Source organism: Halalkalibacterium halodurans (genome assembly GCF_004376175.1).
Lineage (GTDB): Bacteria > Bacillota > Bacilli > Bacillales > Bacillaceae_D > Halalkalibacterium > Halalkalibacterium halodurans.
In genome coordinates, this window is the sequence record NZ_SNUY01000016.1 from 42,398 (window position 1) to 60,677 (window position 18,280).

Consider the following 18,280-nt stretch of genomic DNA (forward strand, 5'->3'; position numbering starts at 1 on the left):
CCCCTTAATCCCTCTAGTATAATAGGATGGTCAAGGGGTGTTCATATGCTAGAATCGAAAGCAAGATGGAACGTAGCAGAGCAGCTGGACGAACGAATCCGTCCGCTGCTTGAACATTTACATATAGAACCGATCGTTGCCAAACTTTTAGTGATTCGCGGGATCGACACGGTAGAAGAAGCGAAGACTTTTTTACAAGTGGACGAGTCCCTCCTTCATGATCCGTATGAGCTTGATGGAATGGAACAAGTGGTTGCTCGGGTCAGGCAAGCGATCAAGGCCGAGGAAAAGATTTTGATTTACGGTGATTATGATGCGGATGGCGTTAGCTCCACGTCCGTGATGGTCTATACATTGCGTGAGCTTGGAGCCCAGTTTGATTACTACATACCCAATCGGTTTACTGAAGGGTACGGTCCGAACGAAAACGCTCTCAGGTGGGCGAAGGAAGAAGGCTATCAACTAGTGATCACCGTTGATACCGGAATTGCAGCTGTTCATGAAGCAGAGGTTGCGAAAGAGATCGGACTAGATTTTATTGTGACGGATCATCATGAACCACCACCAGTGCTTCCAGATGCAGTGGCCATAATTAACCCGAAAAAGCCTGGCTGCTCTTACCCGTGCAAACACTTAGCTGGTGTTGGGGTCGCATTTAAACTAGCCCATGCCCTATTGGAACGGGTCCCCTATGATTTGCTCGATCTTGTGGCCATTGGCACGATTGCCGACTTAGTTCCTCTAACAGATGAAAATCGCTGGTTAGCAAAAGAAGGATTAAAGGCGATCGAAACAACAACGAAGCCAGGAATTCAGGCGTTGAAAAAAGTTTGCGGTTTTCATGAAGATAACGTTCAGGCGGAGCATGTCGGCTTTGGCATCGGTCCACGAATAAACGCCGCCGGACGCCTCGATTCGGCCAAACCGGCTGTTGAATTGTTGATCACCGATCAAGTAGAGACAGGGCAACAGCTAGCCGAACAAATCGATTTACTGAATAAAGAGCGCCAAGCAATTGTTTCAGAGATTGCTGCTGAAGCAATTAATCTAGTAAAAGAATTATATCCACCAGAAGACAATCACGTTCTCGTCGTCGGTGGACATGGTTGGAATCCTGGTGTCATTGGAATTGTTGCTTCCAGATTAGTGGAGACGTTTTACCGCCCGACGATCATATTAAGTTATGATGAAGAAAAAGGAATAGCCAAAGGGTCCGCGCGGAGCATTGAAGGGTTTGATATGTTTCATGAGCTATCTAAAAATCGCGAGCTGTTGCCTCACTTTGGGGGACATCCAATGGCTGCGGGTTTGACGATGAGCCTTCAAGATGTAGACGAACTGAGAAAACGGATGAATGCTCAAGCACGGAAGGCGTTACGACCGGAGGATTTTATACCGATCACACGCATTGATGTGCAAGCGTCGGTCGATGAGATCTCCGTTTCTACCATCGAAAAAATGAATGCTCTCGCACCTTATGGCGTTGGCAATCCAGAACCGAAAGTCATGTTAACTGATGTGAAGATCGAAGGGATGCGGAAAATTGGCGCAGCATCAAATCATTTAAAAGTGACGTTTCAACAAAACGGCACAACCCTTGACGGGGTCGGCTTTCATTTAGGCCATTTATCCGATGAGATTTCGCCAACAGCTAGAGTTTCGGCCGTCGGAGTTTTGTCTATTAATGAATGGAACGGTCACGTCAAGCCACAATTAATGATTGAAGATTTGGCGGTGAACGAATGGCAACTCTTCGACTGGCGCAGTGCACGGGTCGACATATTGTCTGAGCGGATCATAGGCTTGCCAGAAGAGAAACGACTGCTTATAGCCTTCCGTGAGCAAACAGTACAGGCGTTAGGTTTAGCCTCGTTTAACGTGTTCGATGGAAATGACCTAGCAAATATCCCTAGCATGGAAAATCGGTACGTTGTTTTACTCGATCCCCCGGTGGAATCAAATCAGCTTTCCGCCCTTTTTGTTGAAGGAGGATGTCCAAGTCGGATTTATTCGATCTTCTATCAAGAGGAAGATTCGTATTTTTCAACGAATCCGACGCGAGAGCATTTTCGCTGGTTTTATGGCTTTTTAATGAAGCAAAAACAGTTTAATCTTCATACCCATGGAAAAAGGCTTGCCTATACCCGTGGTTGGACGGAAGAAACGATCTCATTCATGGCCAAGGTGTTTTTCGAACTAGGTTTTGTTACAATAAAAGATGGGGTGATCACGCTTGTGGAGGCACCCGAAAAAAAAGGCTTGGATCAATCGCGAACATTTCGAATGAAACAAGAACAAGCAACGATTGAACAGCAATTTGTTTATTCGTCCTATGAAGAGTTAAAGCAATGGTTCACTCGAGCGATTCAAGAACGTAAGATCAAGGAGACGATTCAGTGATGGATTTTAAACAGCATATTACAATTGTAGAAAACTTTCCAAAAGAAGGCATTCGATTCAAAGATATTACAACATTGATGCAAAACGGCGAAGTGTACAAGCGAGCAATTGACGAAATGGCACGATTTGCAAAGGAAAAGGAAGTGGATCTGGTCGTTGGACCCGAAGCTCGAGGATTTGTGGTTGGCTGTCCAATTGCCTATGCGATTGGCAAAGGGTTTGTTCCTGTAAGAAAGGCTGGAAAATTGCCGCGCGAAGTCATTTCTGTGGATTACGGACTAGAGTACGGAAAGGATCGTTTAACGATTCATCGAGATGCCATTCAGAAAGGTCAACGCGTGTTAATTGCCGATGATTTGCTTGCAACCGGCGGGACGATCGAGGCGACCGTTCAAATGGTAGAGCAACTTGGCGGTGAAGTTGTCGGGATTGCGTTCATGATAGAGCTTGGTTATTTAAATGGCCGTGATAAATTGGAAACGTACGATGTGTTCTCACTTACAACATATGAATAATGAACACCAAGCATCTGCCTAGCAGGTGCTTTTTTAAAACATTTGCAATGATAGAAGTGAATCTTTACTGTTGCCCAGTTTTCTCTTGATGCATGCTTATTTTAGAACGAGTGAACTAGCTATACGGATAAGAATCATGACGATTAGCAAATATGTGGAAACATTGTATCGATTTTGTTCGACAAAATTTATAGCTTTTCCTTTACATACGCTTCAATCTTAACGATAATAGAAGGTATTATAATAAAATGTAACAGTCGATCGTGTCACATGCTGACCATCGTTGATCGTCCTTAGGCGCTGTTCAAGAAATGGGTAGATGGGTGATTTCATGACCATAGATCAAGTCCTGGAAAAGGCAAGTCGCTATTTAGATGAGCATCATATTGAGTTTTTGCAGCGAGCGTATGAGTTTGCGGAGAAAGCCCACGCTGGCCAATATCGGAAATCAGGGGAACCGTATATTTTACACCCTGTTCAAGTGGCTGGCATTATCGTTGATCTTGAGCTTGATCCAAACACGGTTGCTGCCGCCTTCCTCCATGATGTCGTTGAAGATACGGATGTAACGGTGGAGGCGTTAGAAAAAGAATTTAACGAGCAGGTCGCCATGCTCGTTGACGGTGTGACAAAACTGAAAAAAATCAAATACAAATCAAAGGAAGAACAACAAGCGGAAAATCACCGGAAAATGCTTGTGGCTATGGCGAAAGACATTCGCGTCATTTTAATTAAGCTTGCGGATCGCCTTCATAACATGCGTACGTTACGCTACATGCCCCCTGAAAAACAGCGGATCACTTCGAACGAGACGCTGGAAATTTTCGCGCCTTTAGCACATCGCTTAGGGATTTCGACGATTAAATGGGAGCTTGAGGATATCGCGTTACGTTATTTGGATCCACAACAGTACTACCGAATTGTGAATCTCATGAAGAAAAAGCGTGCGGAGCGAGAAGAGTACATTGAAGATGTCATTGACAAGATCCGTAAACAATTGCAAGACATTAAAGTGGAGGCGGAAATTTCAGGTCGACCAAAACATATCTATAGCATCTACCGAAAAATGGTGCTACAAAACAAGCAGTTTAACGAAATTTATGACTTATTAGCTGTCAGAATTATCGTTAAAAATATTAAAGATTGTTACGCAGGTCTCGGGGTTATTCATACATGTTGGAAACCGATGCCTGGTCGGTTTAAAGATTACATTGCTATGCCGAAAGCAAACATGTACCAATCACTGCATACGACCGTTGTTGGCCCAAATGGGGATCCATTGGAAGTACAAATCCGTACAGAGGAAATGCACCGAGTGGCTGAGTACGGGGTGGCGGCTCATTGGGCGTACAAAGAAGGTAAAACTTTGGCTAACCCGATGGAGGACAAGTTAACATGGTTCAGGGAAATTCTTGAATGGCAAAACGATACGAACGATGCTCAAGAATTTATGGAATCGTTAAAGATGGACTTGTTCTCGGACATGGTATTTGTCTTTACTCCGAAAGGGGACGTCATCGAATTACCGAGGGGCTCTGTACCACTTGATTTTGCTTATCGTATTCATACAGAAATTGGCAATCGGTGTATTGGAGCAAAAGTAAACGGGAAAATGGTTCCTTTAGATCACCAGTTAAAAACGGGTGACATTGTGGAAGTTCTGACGTCGAAGCATTCATATGGGCCGAGTCAAGACTGGTTGAAAATTACGCAATCATCCCATGCCAAAAATAAAATTAAGCAATGGTTTAAAAAGGAACGGCGGGAAGAAAACATTGCGAAGGGTCGAGAATCAGTAGAAAAAGAAATTCGTATCCTAGACTTTGATCCGAAAGAAGTGTTAACACAGGAAAACATCCAGGCGGTGGCAAACAAGTTTAGCTTTGCAGGTGAAGAGGATATGTTTGCAGCGGCTGGTTATGGCGGTATTAGCCCGAAGCAAATCGCTAATCGCTTAACGGAAAAGCTGCGCAAACAACAGGATAAAGAAGAAGAACAATCGTTAGCAGAAGCGTTGTCCGAAGTGCAGAGCGTCGCACCGAAGAAAAAGACAACGATCGGTGTGCGGGTAAAAGGGGTCGACAATTTGTTGATCCGTTTATCACGCTGTTGCAACCCTGTTCCGGGAGACGAAATCGTCGGTTATATTACGAAGGGGAGAGGGGTATCGATCCACCGCCAAGACTGTCCGAACATTAACACTGAAGAAGCTAAAACACGACTTCTCCCAGTTGAGTGGGAAGGAGATAAAGAATCAAATAAAAATTACAATGTGGATATTGAGATTACAGGATTTGATCGGAATGGCTTATTGAACGAAGTCCTTCAGGCGGTGACGGAAAGCAAAACACTGATCAATGCTGTCTCAGGTCGTTCGGATCATCGAAATCGGGTGGCGACGATTCATATGACGATCTCTATTCACAACATCGACCACCTTCATAAAGTGGTTGAGAAAATTAAGCAGCTGAAGGACATTTATTCGGTCCGACGAGTGATGAATTAGAACGTTGGTTTTGTAGGAGTGACTAGTAATGAAAGTTGTGTTGCAACGAGCAAAACAGGCACAGGTAACAGTGGAAGGGGAAACTGTTGGTGCCATTGACCATGGCCTTGTTCTCCTCATTGGTATTACCCATGGGGATACAGAGGAAGACGCTCGCTACCTTGCGGAGAAAATTGCTCATTTGCGTATTTTTGAAGATGAGGGCGGGAAAATGAATCAATCGGTAAAAGATGTAGGTGGCGCCATATTGTCCATTTCCCAATTTACCCTTTATGGCGACTGTAGAAAAGGGAGACGTCCGAACTTTATGGAGGCGGCAAAACCGGAACATGCAGAACCGCTTTACGAGACGCTTAACAGCCATTTAGAGCAATTAGGCCTTCACGTGGAGACTGGCCGGTTTGGCGCCATGATGGACGTCCAGTTGATTAACGATGGACCTGTTACCTTACTTGTAGAAAGTAAATAGAGAAGGAAAGATCTGACTACATTCGGTCGGATCTTTTTTTCACTTTAAGGTTCTCGCTACCGCATTTGACGACAACTGAATGCGAGTGGACTTCCCGACTGTCAACAGGAGCATTTCTCCTATCTCCAATGATGACAGCAAGACGATTAATATGTTAAATTTTTTGATTTTTAACAAAAAAATATTGACTGACCGTTATGTATACGCTTACAATTGTTTTGAGCAAATATATGAGAACGATTCCATAGGTGCTCAGAAAGAGGTGATCATGCGATAAATTTGAGTTATGTCCGTCTTGATGTGAAATCGATTCCATATGGGGGGATAAGCGTGAAAAAATTAAAAAAACGTTTTGTGCTAGGAACAGCAACTCTTGTCATGTCAGTAATGCTCGCAGCTTGCGGAGGTTCTGATCCAACGGATGAACCAGCAGAACCAACGGAGCCAGGTGATGAAACAGAAGAGGAAGCAACAGCCGATGATGAAGTTGTCACGATCACCTATGCGAGAGGCTATGATCAAACAGGTGGTAACGAGAAACTGATTGAAGCCTTTATGGAAAAGCACCCAAATATTAAAGTGGAGTTTCAAGAAATGCCTGCTGATACAGGCGCACAGCACTCGGCTTATGTGACAGCGTTCAGCGCACAAAGCTCAGAAATTGACGTGTTCGACGTCGACGTCATATGGCCTGCCGAATTTGCCCAAGCCAACTATGCTTTAGAATTAGACCGTTTTATTGAACGGGACGGAATTGATATGAATCAATACTTCCCAGGGACGGTACAGGCAGGGAATGTAGGAGGCATTCAATATGCGATGCCGAAATTTACAGATGCTGGTTTGCTCTATTATCGAAGCGACATCGTTGAAACACCACCATCAACGTGGGATGAGTTGCTTGAAATGGCAGAAGATTTACAAGGAGAAGAAGGCACTAAGTTTGGGTACTTAATGCAGGCGGCGCAATATGAAGGGATGGTCGTCAATGCGACCGAATTTATCGCAGCATATGGCGGTGCTGTCATTGATGAAAATGGTGAGGTTGTCATTAATTCACCAGAAGCGATTAAAGGTTTAGAGAAAATGAAAGAAATTGTTCAATCAGATGTTGTTCCAAGTGACATAACGAACTTTATGGAGACAGAGACGGCCAACTCCTTTATCCAAGGAAATGCAGTGTTTGCCCGCAACTGGCCATATATGCAAGCGCTTTCGGATGGCGATGAATCAAACGTTTCGGGAAATGTTGAATTCTCTCTCCTTCCAGCAGGAGATGCAGGAAATGCCGCTGGCCTTGGTGGCTGGATGGTGATGATTAATCGCTATTCTGAAAATGTTGATGCAGCGTGGGAGCTTGTGAAGTTTATGACTGGTCCTGAAGGGCAAAAAATTACGGCCATTCACGGAGGAAACGCGCCAACAATCGAAGCCCTTTACTCTGATGATGAGGTGCTTGAAGCTTCGCCACTATTTGCCAACGAGGAATTTGTGGAAACGTTGAAAAATGCCGTTCCGCGCCCAGTTTCACCGATTTACCCTGAAATCTCTGACATTATGCAAGTAGAAATTTCGAAGCTACTCGCAGGTGAACTTACAGCAGAGGAAGCCGTTCAAAACATGGAAGAAAAAATGAACGCAGCGATTAATTAATTCCGTACAAGATCAAAAAGATTTCTCTTTTTGATCATCCTTAAGGGAGGAGGCTAGCTCTCCTCCCTACAATCAATCATTTTTTCGAATAGAGGGTGGTGCTGATGGCGAAAAAAGGAAAGAGGGGCTTACGCTTTAGCTTGTCAGAAACACAGCTTGGCTATGCCATGGTAGCCCCAGCTTTAATACTCGTCATTGTGGTGACACTGTGGCCTGTGGCTTTATCCTTTTATAATAGTTTATTCGATTATCGATTAACGGACCCTACTCGGTCACAGACGATGCTCAGTTCGTCGGTAGATTTGGAAGCCTACGTGAACAACTATTATTATTTGGATCGATCGTTGGATCACCTGTCGACCTCTAGTGCTCCAGAGCATCAAGATATCTTTCAGGACATCGAACAATCGATCCGCCAATATCATGAGCAGTTACAAGCGGACAGTCACGTTAAAGAACGCTATGCAACGGTTGAGGAAATGGTCAATAACTACGAACCCGTTCGGGATCAAAGCCTTAAGTACGCGAAGCTCGATCGTGACATTGCAGAAGGATATCAGGCGGAGTTAAGCGAAGTATTAGCAACGGTCGAACCGCTTATCACCGAAGCTAACCAAGAGCATGCTGAACTCTATCAAAACTTTTATCATTATGTGCAAAACATTGAAACAGCCATTCTAGAATCAAATTTTATCGGCTTTTCTCATTACATAAATTATGTTCAAGATAGTCGAATGTGGGCTGCCATGTCCAATACGTTATTTTTTACAGTGGTGTCCGTTGCTGCTGAGCTTGTACTAGGCCTTGCAATCGCCCTTTTGATTAACCGGACGTTTAAAGGGAGAGGTCTCGTCCGTGTCGCGGTCTTGATTCCGTGGGCGATTCCGACGGCAGTCGCGGCCATGATGTGGCGCTATTTATACGATGGTCAATTCGGAGTAATTGCCCACTATTTTGAACAGCTAGGGTTGATCTCAGATTCGTCTGTTCTTTTATCTACGGGTGCAGGCGCTATGTTCTCGATTATTTTCGCCGATGTTTGGAAAACGACGCCGTATATGGCTTTGCTCCTTTTGGCAGGACTACAAACAATTCCGAATAGCTTGTATGAAGCAGCTAAGGTGGACGGGGCCAATCGGATTCAAACCTTTTTTAAAATTACGCTGCCTTTATTGAAATCGGCGATTTTAGTTGCGTTACTGTTCCGTACCCTTGATGCGTTCCGCGTCTTCGATTTAATTTTCGTTTTAACCGGGGGTGGACCAGCTAACTCAACCGAATCGATTTCGATTTATGCGTACCGTACGCTATTTTCTCAGCAAAATTTCGGCGCAGGGTCCGCCTTGTCGGTCATTGTCTTTTTATCGGTAGCGCTCATTAGTTTTGCATTTATTAAATTTATCGGCTCCGATCTATTTGAAGGCCGTACGAGGGGGTCATAGGCGATGAAAAAGAAGAGTGGAGCTTCGTTTTATTTCTTCTTGATAGTTTTTGTATTTCTCGTCATGTTCCCATTCATTTGGGTGTTCTTAACATCGATTAAACCTCCCCGTGAAATTTTTGCTTCGTTTGCTTGGTTTTCGGCCGAGCCAACGTTTCAATCGTACGTAAATGCTGTGAACAACCGGCCGTTGTTTACGTATATGATGAACAGTTTTGTCATTTCTTCGCTCACAACATTGATTGCCATTGCTTGTGCATCCCTTGCTGCATACGCATTAACGAGGTTGCCGATTAAAGGAAAGGGCCTCATTCTCGGGACGGTTTTAGCAGCATCCATGTTCCCGCAAATTGCGATCATTACGCCGATTTATAGTTTTATTACTGACTTAGGCTTGCGTAATAGCTACTTCGGGTTAGTGATCCCGTATATTACGATCAGCCTTCCACTGGCCATCTGGATTTTAGCGACATTTTTTAAAAAGATTCCGTTCGAGCTGGAGGAATCGGCAAAGCTTGATGGTGCCACCCCATTTCAAACGTTTCGCAAAATCATTTTCCCACTCGCGGCACCAGGCGTGTTCACGACGGCGATTCTCGTGTTTATTGCGGCATGGAATGAGTATTTATTTGCGTTAACGATTAACACGGCAGACCGCTGGCGAACCGTACCAGTCGGCTTGTCACTTTATGAAAGTCAATATACGATTCCGTGGGGAGATATTACAGCCGCGACGGTTATCGTCACGGTTCCCATTGTCATCATCGTATTATTGTTCCAACGGCGAATTGTTGCCGGACTAACATCAGGGTCTGTAAAAGAATAGGAGCGTGTATGAAAATGAACGTCTTGATTTGGAATGAGCACATTCATGAGCAAAACAACCCTCTCGTACAAAACGTGTACCCAGACGGCATTCATGGTGCGATCGCTTCGTGCTTTAAAGGAATGACAAACGTTCACGTACAGACAGCTACCCTTGCCGACAAAGAGCACGGGTTAACAGAGGAGCAACTGGCTAAAACAGATGTACTTATATGGTGGGGACATGTTGCCCACGATCAAGTGGAGGATCCAATTGTCGATCGTGTGCAAAAAAGAGTGCTGGAAGGCATGGGACTGCTCGTCCTTCATTCAGGGCATTTTTCGAAAATTTTCAAGCGGCTGATGGGGACTTCTTGTGATTTAAAATGGCGTGAAGCAGATGAAAAAGAGCGGATTTGGGTCGTTGATCCAAGTCATCCGATTGCTGAAGGAATTGGTGAATCCATTGTCCTTGAAAAAGAAGAAATGTACGGGGAGCATTTTGACATTCCTGTCCCTGATGAACTTGTGATGGTGAGTTGGTTTGAAGGAGGGGAAGTGTTCCGTAGCTGCGCAACGTATCGCCGTGGCAACGGAAAAGTTGTTTACTTCAGGCCAGGACATGAAACATATCCGACCTATTACCATGAGGATATTCGTAAGGTTATTGTGAACTGTGTGAAGTGGCTCGCACCTGTAAGGCGAGGTGGACCAGTTTACGGGAATGCCAAACCGCTTGAAACCATTTCAGAAAAGTAAGAAAATAACATGGAGAATGAATGGAAGGGAGAGGGATTCACTTGAAAACATTACGAGTTGCTGTCATTGGTTGCGGCAGTATTGCCCAACATCGACATTTACCAGAGTATGAACAAAATCCTCATACGACCATTGTGGCCGTCTGTGATCCTGTTGAGGAACGGGCTAAAAAGGTAGCAAAATTATATGGAGCTATCGCTTACACTGACCACATGCAACTGTTGGAAAAGGAAGAGATTGATCTCGTGAGTGTTTGCACACCAAATGCATACCACGCTCCTATATCAATCGACGCCTTGAAGGCAGGGACACACGTTTTATGTGAGAAGCCGATGGCCACGTCGGCAGAGGAGTGCGAGGCGATGATTAAGGCGGCAGAAGAGGCGGGTATGTGCTTAATGATTGGGCACAACCAACGGTTTGTTTCGTCTCACGAGAAAGCGAGACAGCTCATTGCAACGGGGGACATCGGGAAAATTTACAGCTTCCGCACCACTTTTGGCCATGGCGGTCCCGAAGGTTGGAGTGTGGATGGTGAAAATAGCTGGTTCTTCAAAAAAGATCAGGCTTTCATCGGGGCGATGGGTGATCTCGGTGTACATAAAGCCGATTTGCTTCGCTACCTTCTCGGGGAAGAAGTAGTTGAAGTGGGAGCGTTTGTGACGACTAGCGCGAAGCAGGGAGATGTGGATGATAATGCCGTTGCCATTTTAAAAACAGAATCAGGGATTGTTGGTACACTTACGGCAAGCTGGTCTTACGTAGCAAAAGAGGATAATTCGACGATTCTGTATGGAGAAAACGCCATCCTTCGATTAGAGGACGATCCTCACTATTCCCTTATCGTTCACTATAAAAATGGAGAAACCGTGAAATACGAATTAGGGCAAATACAGTCAAATGATGAAGGGGGTCAGACCGATTCTCGGGTGATCGCTCATTTTGTTAATAGTGTACTCGAGGGAAAAGAGCCACCGATTTCTGGAAAAGAAGGGTATGCGTCGTTAAACATCATTTTAGCAGCGATGGAGGCAAGCAGAACGGGGCGAACGATTAAGTTATATGTAGGAGGTATCGGACGATGAAGTTAGGTGTATTTACGGTTCTCTATGGAAACCTTTCTTTCACTGAGATGCTTGATAAAGTGAAAGGAGCGGGTGTGCAAGCAGTGGAAATCGGAACGGGCGGCTATCCTGGGGATGCGCACTGTCCAAGACAAGAACTTTTAACAAGCGCGGAAAAACGTAAGCGGTATCAAGAGGAGCTTGAACAGCGTGGTCTGCTCCTTGGTTCATTTAGTTGTCATGGCAACCCCTTGTCTCCGGATGAAGCATGTCGAAAAGAGAGCGATCAAGCGCTTCGTGAAACGATTGAACTGGCAGGGAAAATGAACGTTCCCGTCGTCAACTGTTTCTCGGGAACAGCAGGTGATCATGAAGGGGCTAAATATCCGAACTGGCCTGTCGCCCCTTGGCCGAACGAATATCGTCACATTCTTGAATGGCAGTGGGAAGAGAAGCTTATCCCGTACTGGAAGGAGATTGGTGCATGGGCCGAGACGCATGGCGTGAAGGTGGCGTTAGAACTCCACGGCGGTTTTCTCGTCCATACGCCGTATACCCTGCTCACATTGCGTAAAGCGACGTCTCCGGCGATCGGCGCTAATTTAGACCCGAGCCATCTTTGGTGGCAAGGAATTGACCCTGTGGCTGCGATCAAAATTCTCGGACGTGAGGGTGCGATTCATCATTTTCATGCAAAGGATACTTTTATTGACCAAGAGCAAGTCAATATGTATGGATTAACCGATATGCAACCATATGCGCATATTCAAACTCGAGCATGGAATTTCCGCTCAGTCGGCTGCGGCCATGATTTACATGAGTGGACGCAGATGATTAGCGCTTTACGCACATACGGTTACGATCATGTGATTAGCATTGAGCACGAAGATCCGCTTATGTCCATAGATGAAGGATTTGAGACGGCGGTTCGTAACTTAAAACCGCTGCTCATTAAAGAAAAACCGACCGAGATGTGGTGGGCTTAAGGAAATAGGTACGATTTGTAAAAAGGATCACCGTCATATGGACGCGATGATTCTAACGGTGAGGAATGATGTCACATGGCGACGATTAAAGAGGTAGCCCAATTAGCTGGATTATCGCGAACAACGGTTTCTCGTGTCATAAACAACCACCCATACGTTTCCGATGAGAAACGACAACAGGTTCTCGATGCGATGAAGCAACTTGGCTATGTTCCAAATTCCTCTGCACAGAGATTGAGGCGAAATAAAACGGAGACGATCGCCGTTGTCATCTCGCGCATCGTGAATCCTTTTTTTAGTGGATTAGTTGATGAAATGGAGCGTGTTGCTTCAGAACACGGCTATCAGCTTATTCTTTGCAACACGAGACAGAGCAAGGAAAAAGAATTAAGCTATTTAGAATTGCTGCGAACGAAGCAAGTCGACGGGATCATCATGGCTTCAATGCAAAATGAATGGGAAGTAATCGAGCCCTATACGGCTTACGGACCGATGGTCGCCTGCAACGAATATCGCCCGGGAATGTCGATCCCTCTCGTTCGTTTAAATCAAGAGGAAGCGGGCTATGTGGCGACTAAGCACCTTCTAGAGCTAGGGCATAGGAAAATTGCGTGTCTTGCTGGGAATAAGGCGATCCCGTTATCGGAAGATCGAAAAGCTGGCTATCTCCGTGCTTTACAAGAATACGGAATCAAGGTGAAGGAGGAGTGGACATATTACCACGCCTTCTCCATTGATGACGGCAAGCGGTGGTTTCGCCTGTTTCAAACAATTGAAACAAATACCCGTCCGACCGCTGTGTTTACAGGAAGTGATGAAGTGGCGGCAGGGATCTTAAGTGAAGCGAAGGTCCACGGATGGAACATCCCAAAGGATTTAGCGATTGTTGGTTTTGACAACCAACAAATTGCCACCCTAGTCACCCCAAGATTAACGACCATTGAACAACCCATTTCTCTCATTGGTCGCCGAGCATTAGAGGTGATGTTTATGCTTCTTGATGAGCAGATAAACGACCTTCCTCCTTTTGAGGAACGTTTACCGTTCCGCCTCATTGTCAGGGAGTCGACGGTTCTTGCGATAAACATGTAAATTGAGTGAAAGAAATGGAAGAGTTTTGACCATGCTAGAACTAATAGACGCTTGAAAGGAGAAGCACTATGCGTTCTAGTATTCGTCCAGCTACGTTGGAGCAGCGGTTGCCTGTCTCACCATGGTTCGAAATCGGTGAGTTAATGGGCGAGCACCAAAGGCTTGAGCAAGAGGTCGTGTCCCCTAATGGAATAATGCCACATGACGCCAAACGGTCCCGCTGTAATCATAGAAGACAATAACCTATTGACACAGCTTGCGTTCATTCGTATGATAGTAAGCAACAACATACTGCGAATGGTTTCCGATGAAGAGGAAAAGTAATTAAGATCTGTTTTCAAAGAGAGGAAGGTCAGCGGCTGAAAGCCTTCTAAAACAGCCTTAATGAATGAACACCTTTGAGGAGTCTTTCTGAACGCAATCGTTAGTAGGAGAGAACGTAGGCAGGCGTTATCTGCATTTGAGTGGAAGCATGTCATATCATGCTTCAATTAGGGTGGCACCACGGGAATCAACTCTCGTCCCTGATGGATAATACATCAGGGGTGGGAGTTTTTTATTTGTCCTTTTACATAACGTCGCAAGATCAAAAAGGATACCCGTTATTTCGAATCTTCTAGGTTTGGGGACAAGCCGAGTTTTTCTAATAAAATGGAGGGAATAACAATGGCGATACAGATTCCGAGAGGAACACAAGACATTTTGCCAGGAGATGTGGAAACATGGCAATGGATTGAGCAAAAAGCATACGACCTATGTCGGCGCTACAATTATCAAGAAATTCGCGTCCCGATGTTTGAACATACGGAGTTATTTTTACGCGGTGTCGGTGATACGACCGATATTGTGCAAAAAGAGATGTACACGTTTGAAGATCGCGGTGGGAGAAGCTTGACCCTACGCCCAGAAGGTACGGCTTCTGTCACACGCGCCTATGTTTCGAATAAACTATACGGACAAGCGAATCAACCGACGAAGTTGTTTTATATCGGGCCAATGTTCCGTTATGAGCGGCCGCAATCAGGACGGATGCGGCAGTTTGTTCAGTTTGGTGTAGAAGCACTAGGAAGCGCTGATCCTGCTATTGATGCAGAAGTGTTGGCCCTTGTGATGAGATTTTACGAAGAGCTTGGACTAAAAAATCTAAAGCTCGTGATCAATAGCCTAGGAGATACGGATAGCCGACTTGCCCACAGAGAAGCACTCGTCAACCACTTTAAGCCAAGAATTCATGAATTTTGCAACGATTGTCAGGATCGCCTAGAAAAAAATCCACTTCGCATCTTAGACTGTAAAAAGGATCGGGATCATGAGCTGATGGGAACGGCCCCGTCGATTCATGACTATCTATCCACAGAATCAAAGGCCTATTTCGAAAAGGTGCAATCGTATTTAACCGCATTAAATATTCCGTTTGTCGTTGATGCGACCCTTGTTCGTGGCCTTGATTATTACAATCATACAGCCTTTGAAGTGATGGTGGATGGGGAAGCCTTTGGTGCGATTACGACCCTTTGTGGTGGTGGTCGTTACAACGGATTAGTCGAGGAGATCGGTGGACCGGAAACACCAGGAATTGGGTTCGCCCTTTCGATCGAACGGGCGATTATGGCGTTGGAGGCTCAACAGGCTAAACCTGCCCACAACCAAGCGATTGATTGCTATGTTGTCACGCTAGGGGAAGCGGCCAAAGATAAAGGGGTCGAACTCGTCTATCAACTAAGAAATGCTGGCATTTCCGCAGAGAAAGATTATTTAGACCGGAAAATGAAAGGGCAACTAAAGGCGGCAGATCGCCTTCACGCGAAATGGACCGTTATTTTAGGCGAGGATGAGCTGGCGGTAGGTAAAGTCAATGTGAAAAATATGGAAACAGGAGAGCAGACAGATGTCGCGCTAACTGATTTAGTCTCACATATGAAACAACAAGTCGAAGGAGGAAACGAATCATGATCGGACGTACGCATCATTGCGGACAACTATCAGAGGAGCAAGTGAACGAGCGAGTTCAATTAAAAGGATGGGTGCAACGAAGAAGAGATTTAGGGCAGGTCATTTTTGTTGATTTACGGGACCGCTCGGGTGTCGTTCAGCTCGTGTTCAACAGCGATATTTCACAGGAGGCACTTGAGACAGCAGAGAAGGTGCGCAATGAGTACGTCCTTGATGTGGAAGGAGTTGTCTTAAAAAGGGACCCAAGTACAGTCAATGACAAAATTGCGACAGGAACCATCGAGGTTCATGTAGAGCGCCTGACAATTTTAAATAAAGCGAAATCACTCCCGTTTCAAATTGAAGCGAACACGGACGCGTCAGAAGACATTCGCTTAAAGTATCGTTACTTGGATCTTCGTCGTCCAGACATGCAGGAGACGATGAAGCTCCGTCATCAAACAACAAAGCTTATTCGCGATTTTCTTGATGGACAGGAGTTTTTTGAAATTGAAACACCCATGTTGACGAAAAGTACACCGGAAGGCGCTCGCGACTATTTAGTGCCGAGTCGGGTCCATCACGGGGAATTTTACGCATTGCCCCAATCACCGCAAATTTTTAAGCAACTTCTTATGGTTTCAGGGTTTGAGCGTTATTATCAAATTGTTCGCTGCTTCCGTGATGAGGATTTACGGGCTGATCGCCAGCCAGAGTTTACTCAAATCGATATTGAGACGTCCTTTATGGATAAAGAAGATTTGCTTACGATGACGGAAAACATGATGGCAAAAATCATGAAAGAAGTAAAAGGGCTCGACGTCGCTTTGCCGTTCCCACGAATGACGTATGACGATGCGATGAACCGATATGGCTCAGATAAGCCAGACACTCGTTTTGAAATGGAACTCATTGAACTGTCTGACATTGTGAAAGATAGTGACTTTAAAGTATTCTCAAGTGCTATCAAGAGTGGCGGAATTGTTAAAGGCCTAAACTTGAAAGGCGGAGCAGGAAGCCTGTCCCGTAAAGAGATCGACGGGCTTGCCGAGTTTGTCAAACCATACGGCGCGAAAGGGTTAGCTTGGTTGAAGGTAGAAGAAGATGAGCTGAAAGGCCCGATTGCGAAGTTCTTTGCAGGAGAGACTGGTGCTGAGTTACAGCAAGCGATGGGGGCAGAGGATGGAGACTTGCTGTTCTTTGCTGCTGACAAAAAGGAAGTCGTCTTCGATAGCCTTGGTGCTCTTCGCTTAAAGCTAGGTAAAGATTTCAACTTGATCGACGAGTCGAAATTTAACTTCCTATGGGTTGTGGACTTTCCACTTGTTGAATACGATGAAGAGGCGAAGCGATTCGTCGCCCTCCACCATCCGTTTACAAGTCCGAAGCAAGAAGATTTAACGAAGCTTGAAACAGATCCAGCGAGCGTTCGCGCCGATGCCTATGACCTTGTGTTAAACGGTTATGAGCTTGGAGGTGGAAGCCAAAGGATTTATCAGCGCCCGGTTCAGGAGAAAATGTTTGCGGCTCTAGGCTTCACAGAAGAGGGTGCCCAAAAAGAATTTGGCTTTTTGCTTGAAGCGTTTGAATATGGGACCCCGCCACATGGAGGAATTGCTCTTGGGCTTGACCGACTCGTCATGCTTTTAGCTGGTCGCTCGAACCTTCGTGATACTATTGCGTTTCCGAAAACAGCAAGCGCAAGTTGTTTGTTAACAGAAGCGCCAGGAGAAGTTAGTCTAGAACAACTGCTCGATTTAAATTTATCAATTATTGGTCATAAGCCAGATAAAGTAAACGTGTGATCAAAATCTTTTCATTGACAGGCGGATATTTCCTGCTTATAATGGCAATCAAGATCAAGTGAAAAGTGATAATAAAAAGACTTATCGAGAGAGGCAGAGGGACTGACCCGATGATGCCCGGCAACCCGTTTGTTAGCCAAGCAAACGAAGGTGCTAATTTCAGCAGAATGATTTCATTCTGGAAGATAAGCGAAGGCGAAAACCTTTCCTTATCGGAAAGGTTTTTTTGTTAGAGAGCCAAGTTTTTATAAAAAGGCTCTACAATAAATGTTGGGGTTTTTGCACAAAAGAGGGCAAAAAAAATGCACGCAGGCTCCTTTATCCATTATCCTTGAATTGCCTAGAAACAAAGAAAGGATAGGAGCTGCGTGTACGATGAATTTTACCATGGATTTGCCCGGATTAAAAGGTGTGAAGGTCACAAAGATGGAGGAACGAGAGGGCTTTATCGCGCTCCATGTAGAAATGCCGCGAACGCCTCATCGTTGCCCATCCTGCGGGGAGAGAACCGAGAGAATCCATGATTACCGCATCCAAAAAGTTCAACATCTCAAGCTCTTTGAACGGTGGGTGTATCTATTCTATCGAAAGCGCCGGTACGCGTGCAGATGCGGGAAGCGGTTTGCGGAGAAAGCCTGTTTTGTAGAGCGATATCAGCGTCAGACAGTGGAATGGAATCAAGCGTTTCGCTTACGGCTCATTCAAGGGAAGAACTTTACGGACACAGCGAATCAATTCCAAACGTCCGTGACAACTGCCATGCGCCGGTTTGATCAATTGGCGGCCCCCCTCGTGAAGAAGGTGGATCACCTTCCTCCTCGGATTGCGATTGATGATTACAAAGGGGATACGAA

At 45.3% G+C, this 18,280-nt stretch carries 15 protein-coding genes, 1 riboswitch and 1 other annotated feature; all 15 genes read left to right on the plus strand.

Features of this window, described 5'->3' with window-relative positions:
- Positions 1–45: 45 nt before the first annotated feature.
- Complete coding sequence (gene recJ, locus E2L07_RS07345) at positions 46–2,400, plus strand: single-stranded-DNA-specific exonuclease RecJ (RefSeq protein ID WP_134229259.1); 2,355 nt, start codon at positions 46–48, stop codon at positions 2,398–2,400.
- Positions 2,400–2,915 carry an adenine phosphoribosyltransferase gene (locus tag E2L07_RS07350; RefSeq protein ID WP_053431588.1) on the plus strand — a complete coding sequence of 172 codons (516 nt, stop codon included), beginning with the start codon at positions 2,400–2,402 and terminating at the stop codon, positions 2,913–2,915. The genes recJ and E2L07_RS07350 overlap by 1 nt, the downstream gene beginning before the upstream one ends.
- 319 nt (positions 2,916–3,234) lie before the next feature.
- Entirely contained in the window at positions 3,235–5,421 is a 2,187-nt protein-coding gene (locus E2L07_RS07355; RefSeq protein ID WP_053431587.1) for a RelA/SpoT family protein, read from the plus strand.
- A 28-nt stretch (positions 5,422–5,449) separates the two neighbouring features.
- Entirely contained in the window at positions 5,450–5,890 is a 441-nt protein-coding gene (dtd, locus tag E2L07_RS07360) for a D-aminoacyl-tRNA deacylase (protein WP_010897411.1), read from the plus strand.
- Positions 5,891–6,268: 378 nt separating this feature from the next.
- Entirely contained in the window at positions 6,269–7,543 is a 1,275-nt protein-coding gene (locus tag E2L07_RS07365; protein ID WP_134229265.1) for an ABC transporter substrate-binding protein, read from the plus strand.
- 104 nt (positions 7,544–7,647) lie between these two features.
- Positions 7,648–8,985: an ABC transporter permease subunit gene (locus tag E2L07_RS07370; RefSeq protein WP_134229260.1), complete on the plus strand. Its 1,338-nt coding sequence runs from the start codon at positions 7,648–7,650 to the stop codon at positions 8,983–8,985.
- Between the two features lie 3 nt (positions 8,986–8,988).
- Positions 8,989–9,810, plus strand: coding sequence for a carbohydrate ABC transporter permease (locus E2L07_RS07375; RefSeq protein ID WP_053431584.1), 822 nt, complete (start codon positions 8,989–8,991; stop codon positions 9,808–9,810).
- Between the two features lie 14 nt (positions 9,811–9,824).
- Complete coding sequence (locus E2L07_RS07380; RefSeq protein ID WP_010897415.1) at positions 9,825–10,547, plus strand: ThuA domain-containing protein; 723 nt, start codon at positions 9,825–9,827, stop codon at positions 10,545–10,547.
- 41 nt (positions 10,548–10,588) lie between these two features.
- Entirely contained in the window at positions 10,589–11,632 is a 1,044-nt protein-coding gene (locus E2L07_RS07385; protein WP_134229261.1) for a Gfo/Idh/MocA family protein, read from the plus strand.
- Entirely contained in the window at positions 11,629–12,597 is a 969-nt protein-coding gene (locus tag E2L07_RS07390; protein ID WP_134229262.1) for a sugar phosphate isomerase/epimerase family protein, read from the plus strand. Before E2L07_RS07385 ends, E2L07_RS07390 begins: the two co-directional genes overlap by 4 nt.
- Positions 12,598–12,672: 75 nt before the next feature.
- A complete protein-coding gene (locus E2L07_RS07395) occupies positions 12,673–13,689 on the plus strand; it encodes a LacI family DNA-binding transcriptional regulator (RefSeq protein WP_010897418.1) in 1,017 nt (338 codons plus the stop codon).
- 68 nt (positions 13,690–13,757) lie between these two features.
- A complete protein-coding gene (locus E2L07_RS20765) occupies positions 13,758–13,931 on the plus strand; it encodes a hypothetical protein (RefSeq protein WP_166740043.1) in 174 nt (57 codons plus the stop codon).
- A gap of 56 nt (positions 13,932–13,987) precedes the next feature.
- Positions 13,988–14,218, plus strand: a binding site (T-box leader).
- Between the two features lie 137 nt (positions 14,219–14,355).
- Complete coding sequence (gene hisS / locus E2L07_RS07400) at positions 14,356–15,642, plus strand: histidine--tRNA ligase (RefSeq protein WP_053431581.1); 1,287 nt, start codon at positions 14,356–14,358, stop codon at positions 15,640–15,642.
- Positions 15,639–17,426, plus strand: a complete 1,788-nt coding sequence (gene aspS, locus E2L07_RS07405) for an aspartate--tRNA ligase (RefSeq protein WP_053431580.1) — start codon at positions 15,639–15,641, stop codon at positions 17,424–17,426. The genes hisS and aspS overlap by 4 nt, the downstream gene beginning before the upstream one ends.
- A 78-nt stretch (positions 17,427–17,504) precedes the next feature.
- Positions 17,505–17,618: riboswitch (SAM riboswitch) on the plus strand.
- Positions 17,619–17,801: 183 nt separating this feature from the next.
- The coding region (locus E2L07_RS07410; protein WP_134229263.1) for a transposase family protein at positions 17,802–18,280 on the plus strand (479 nt) is incomplete at its 3' end.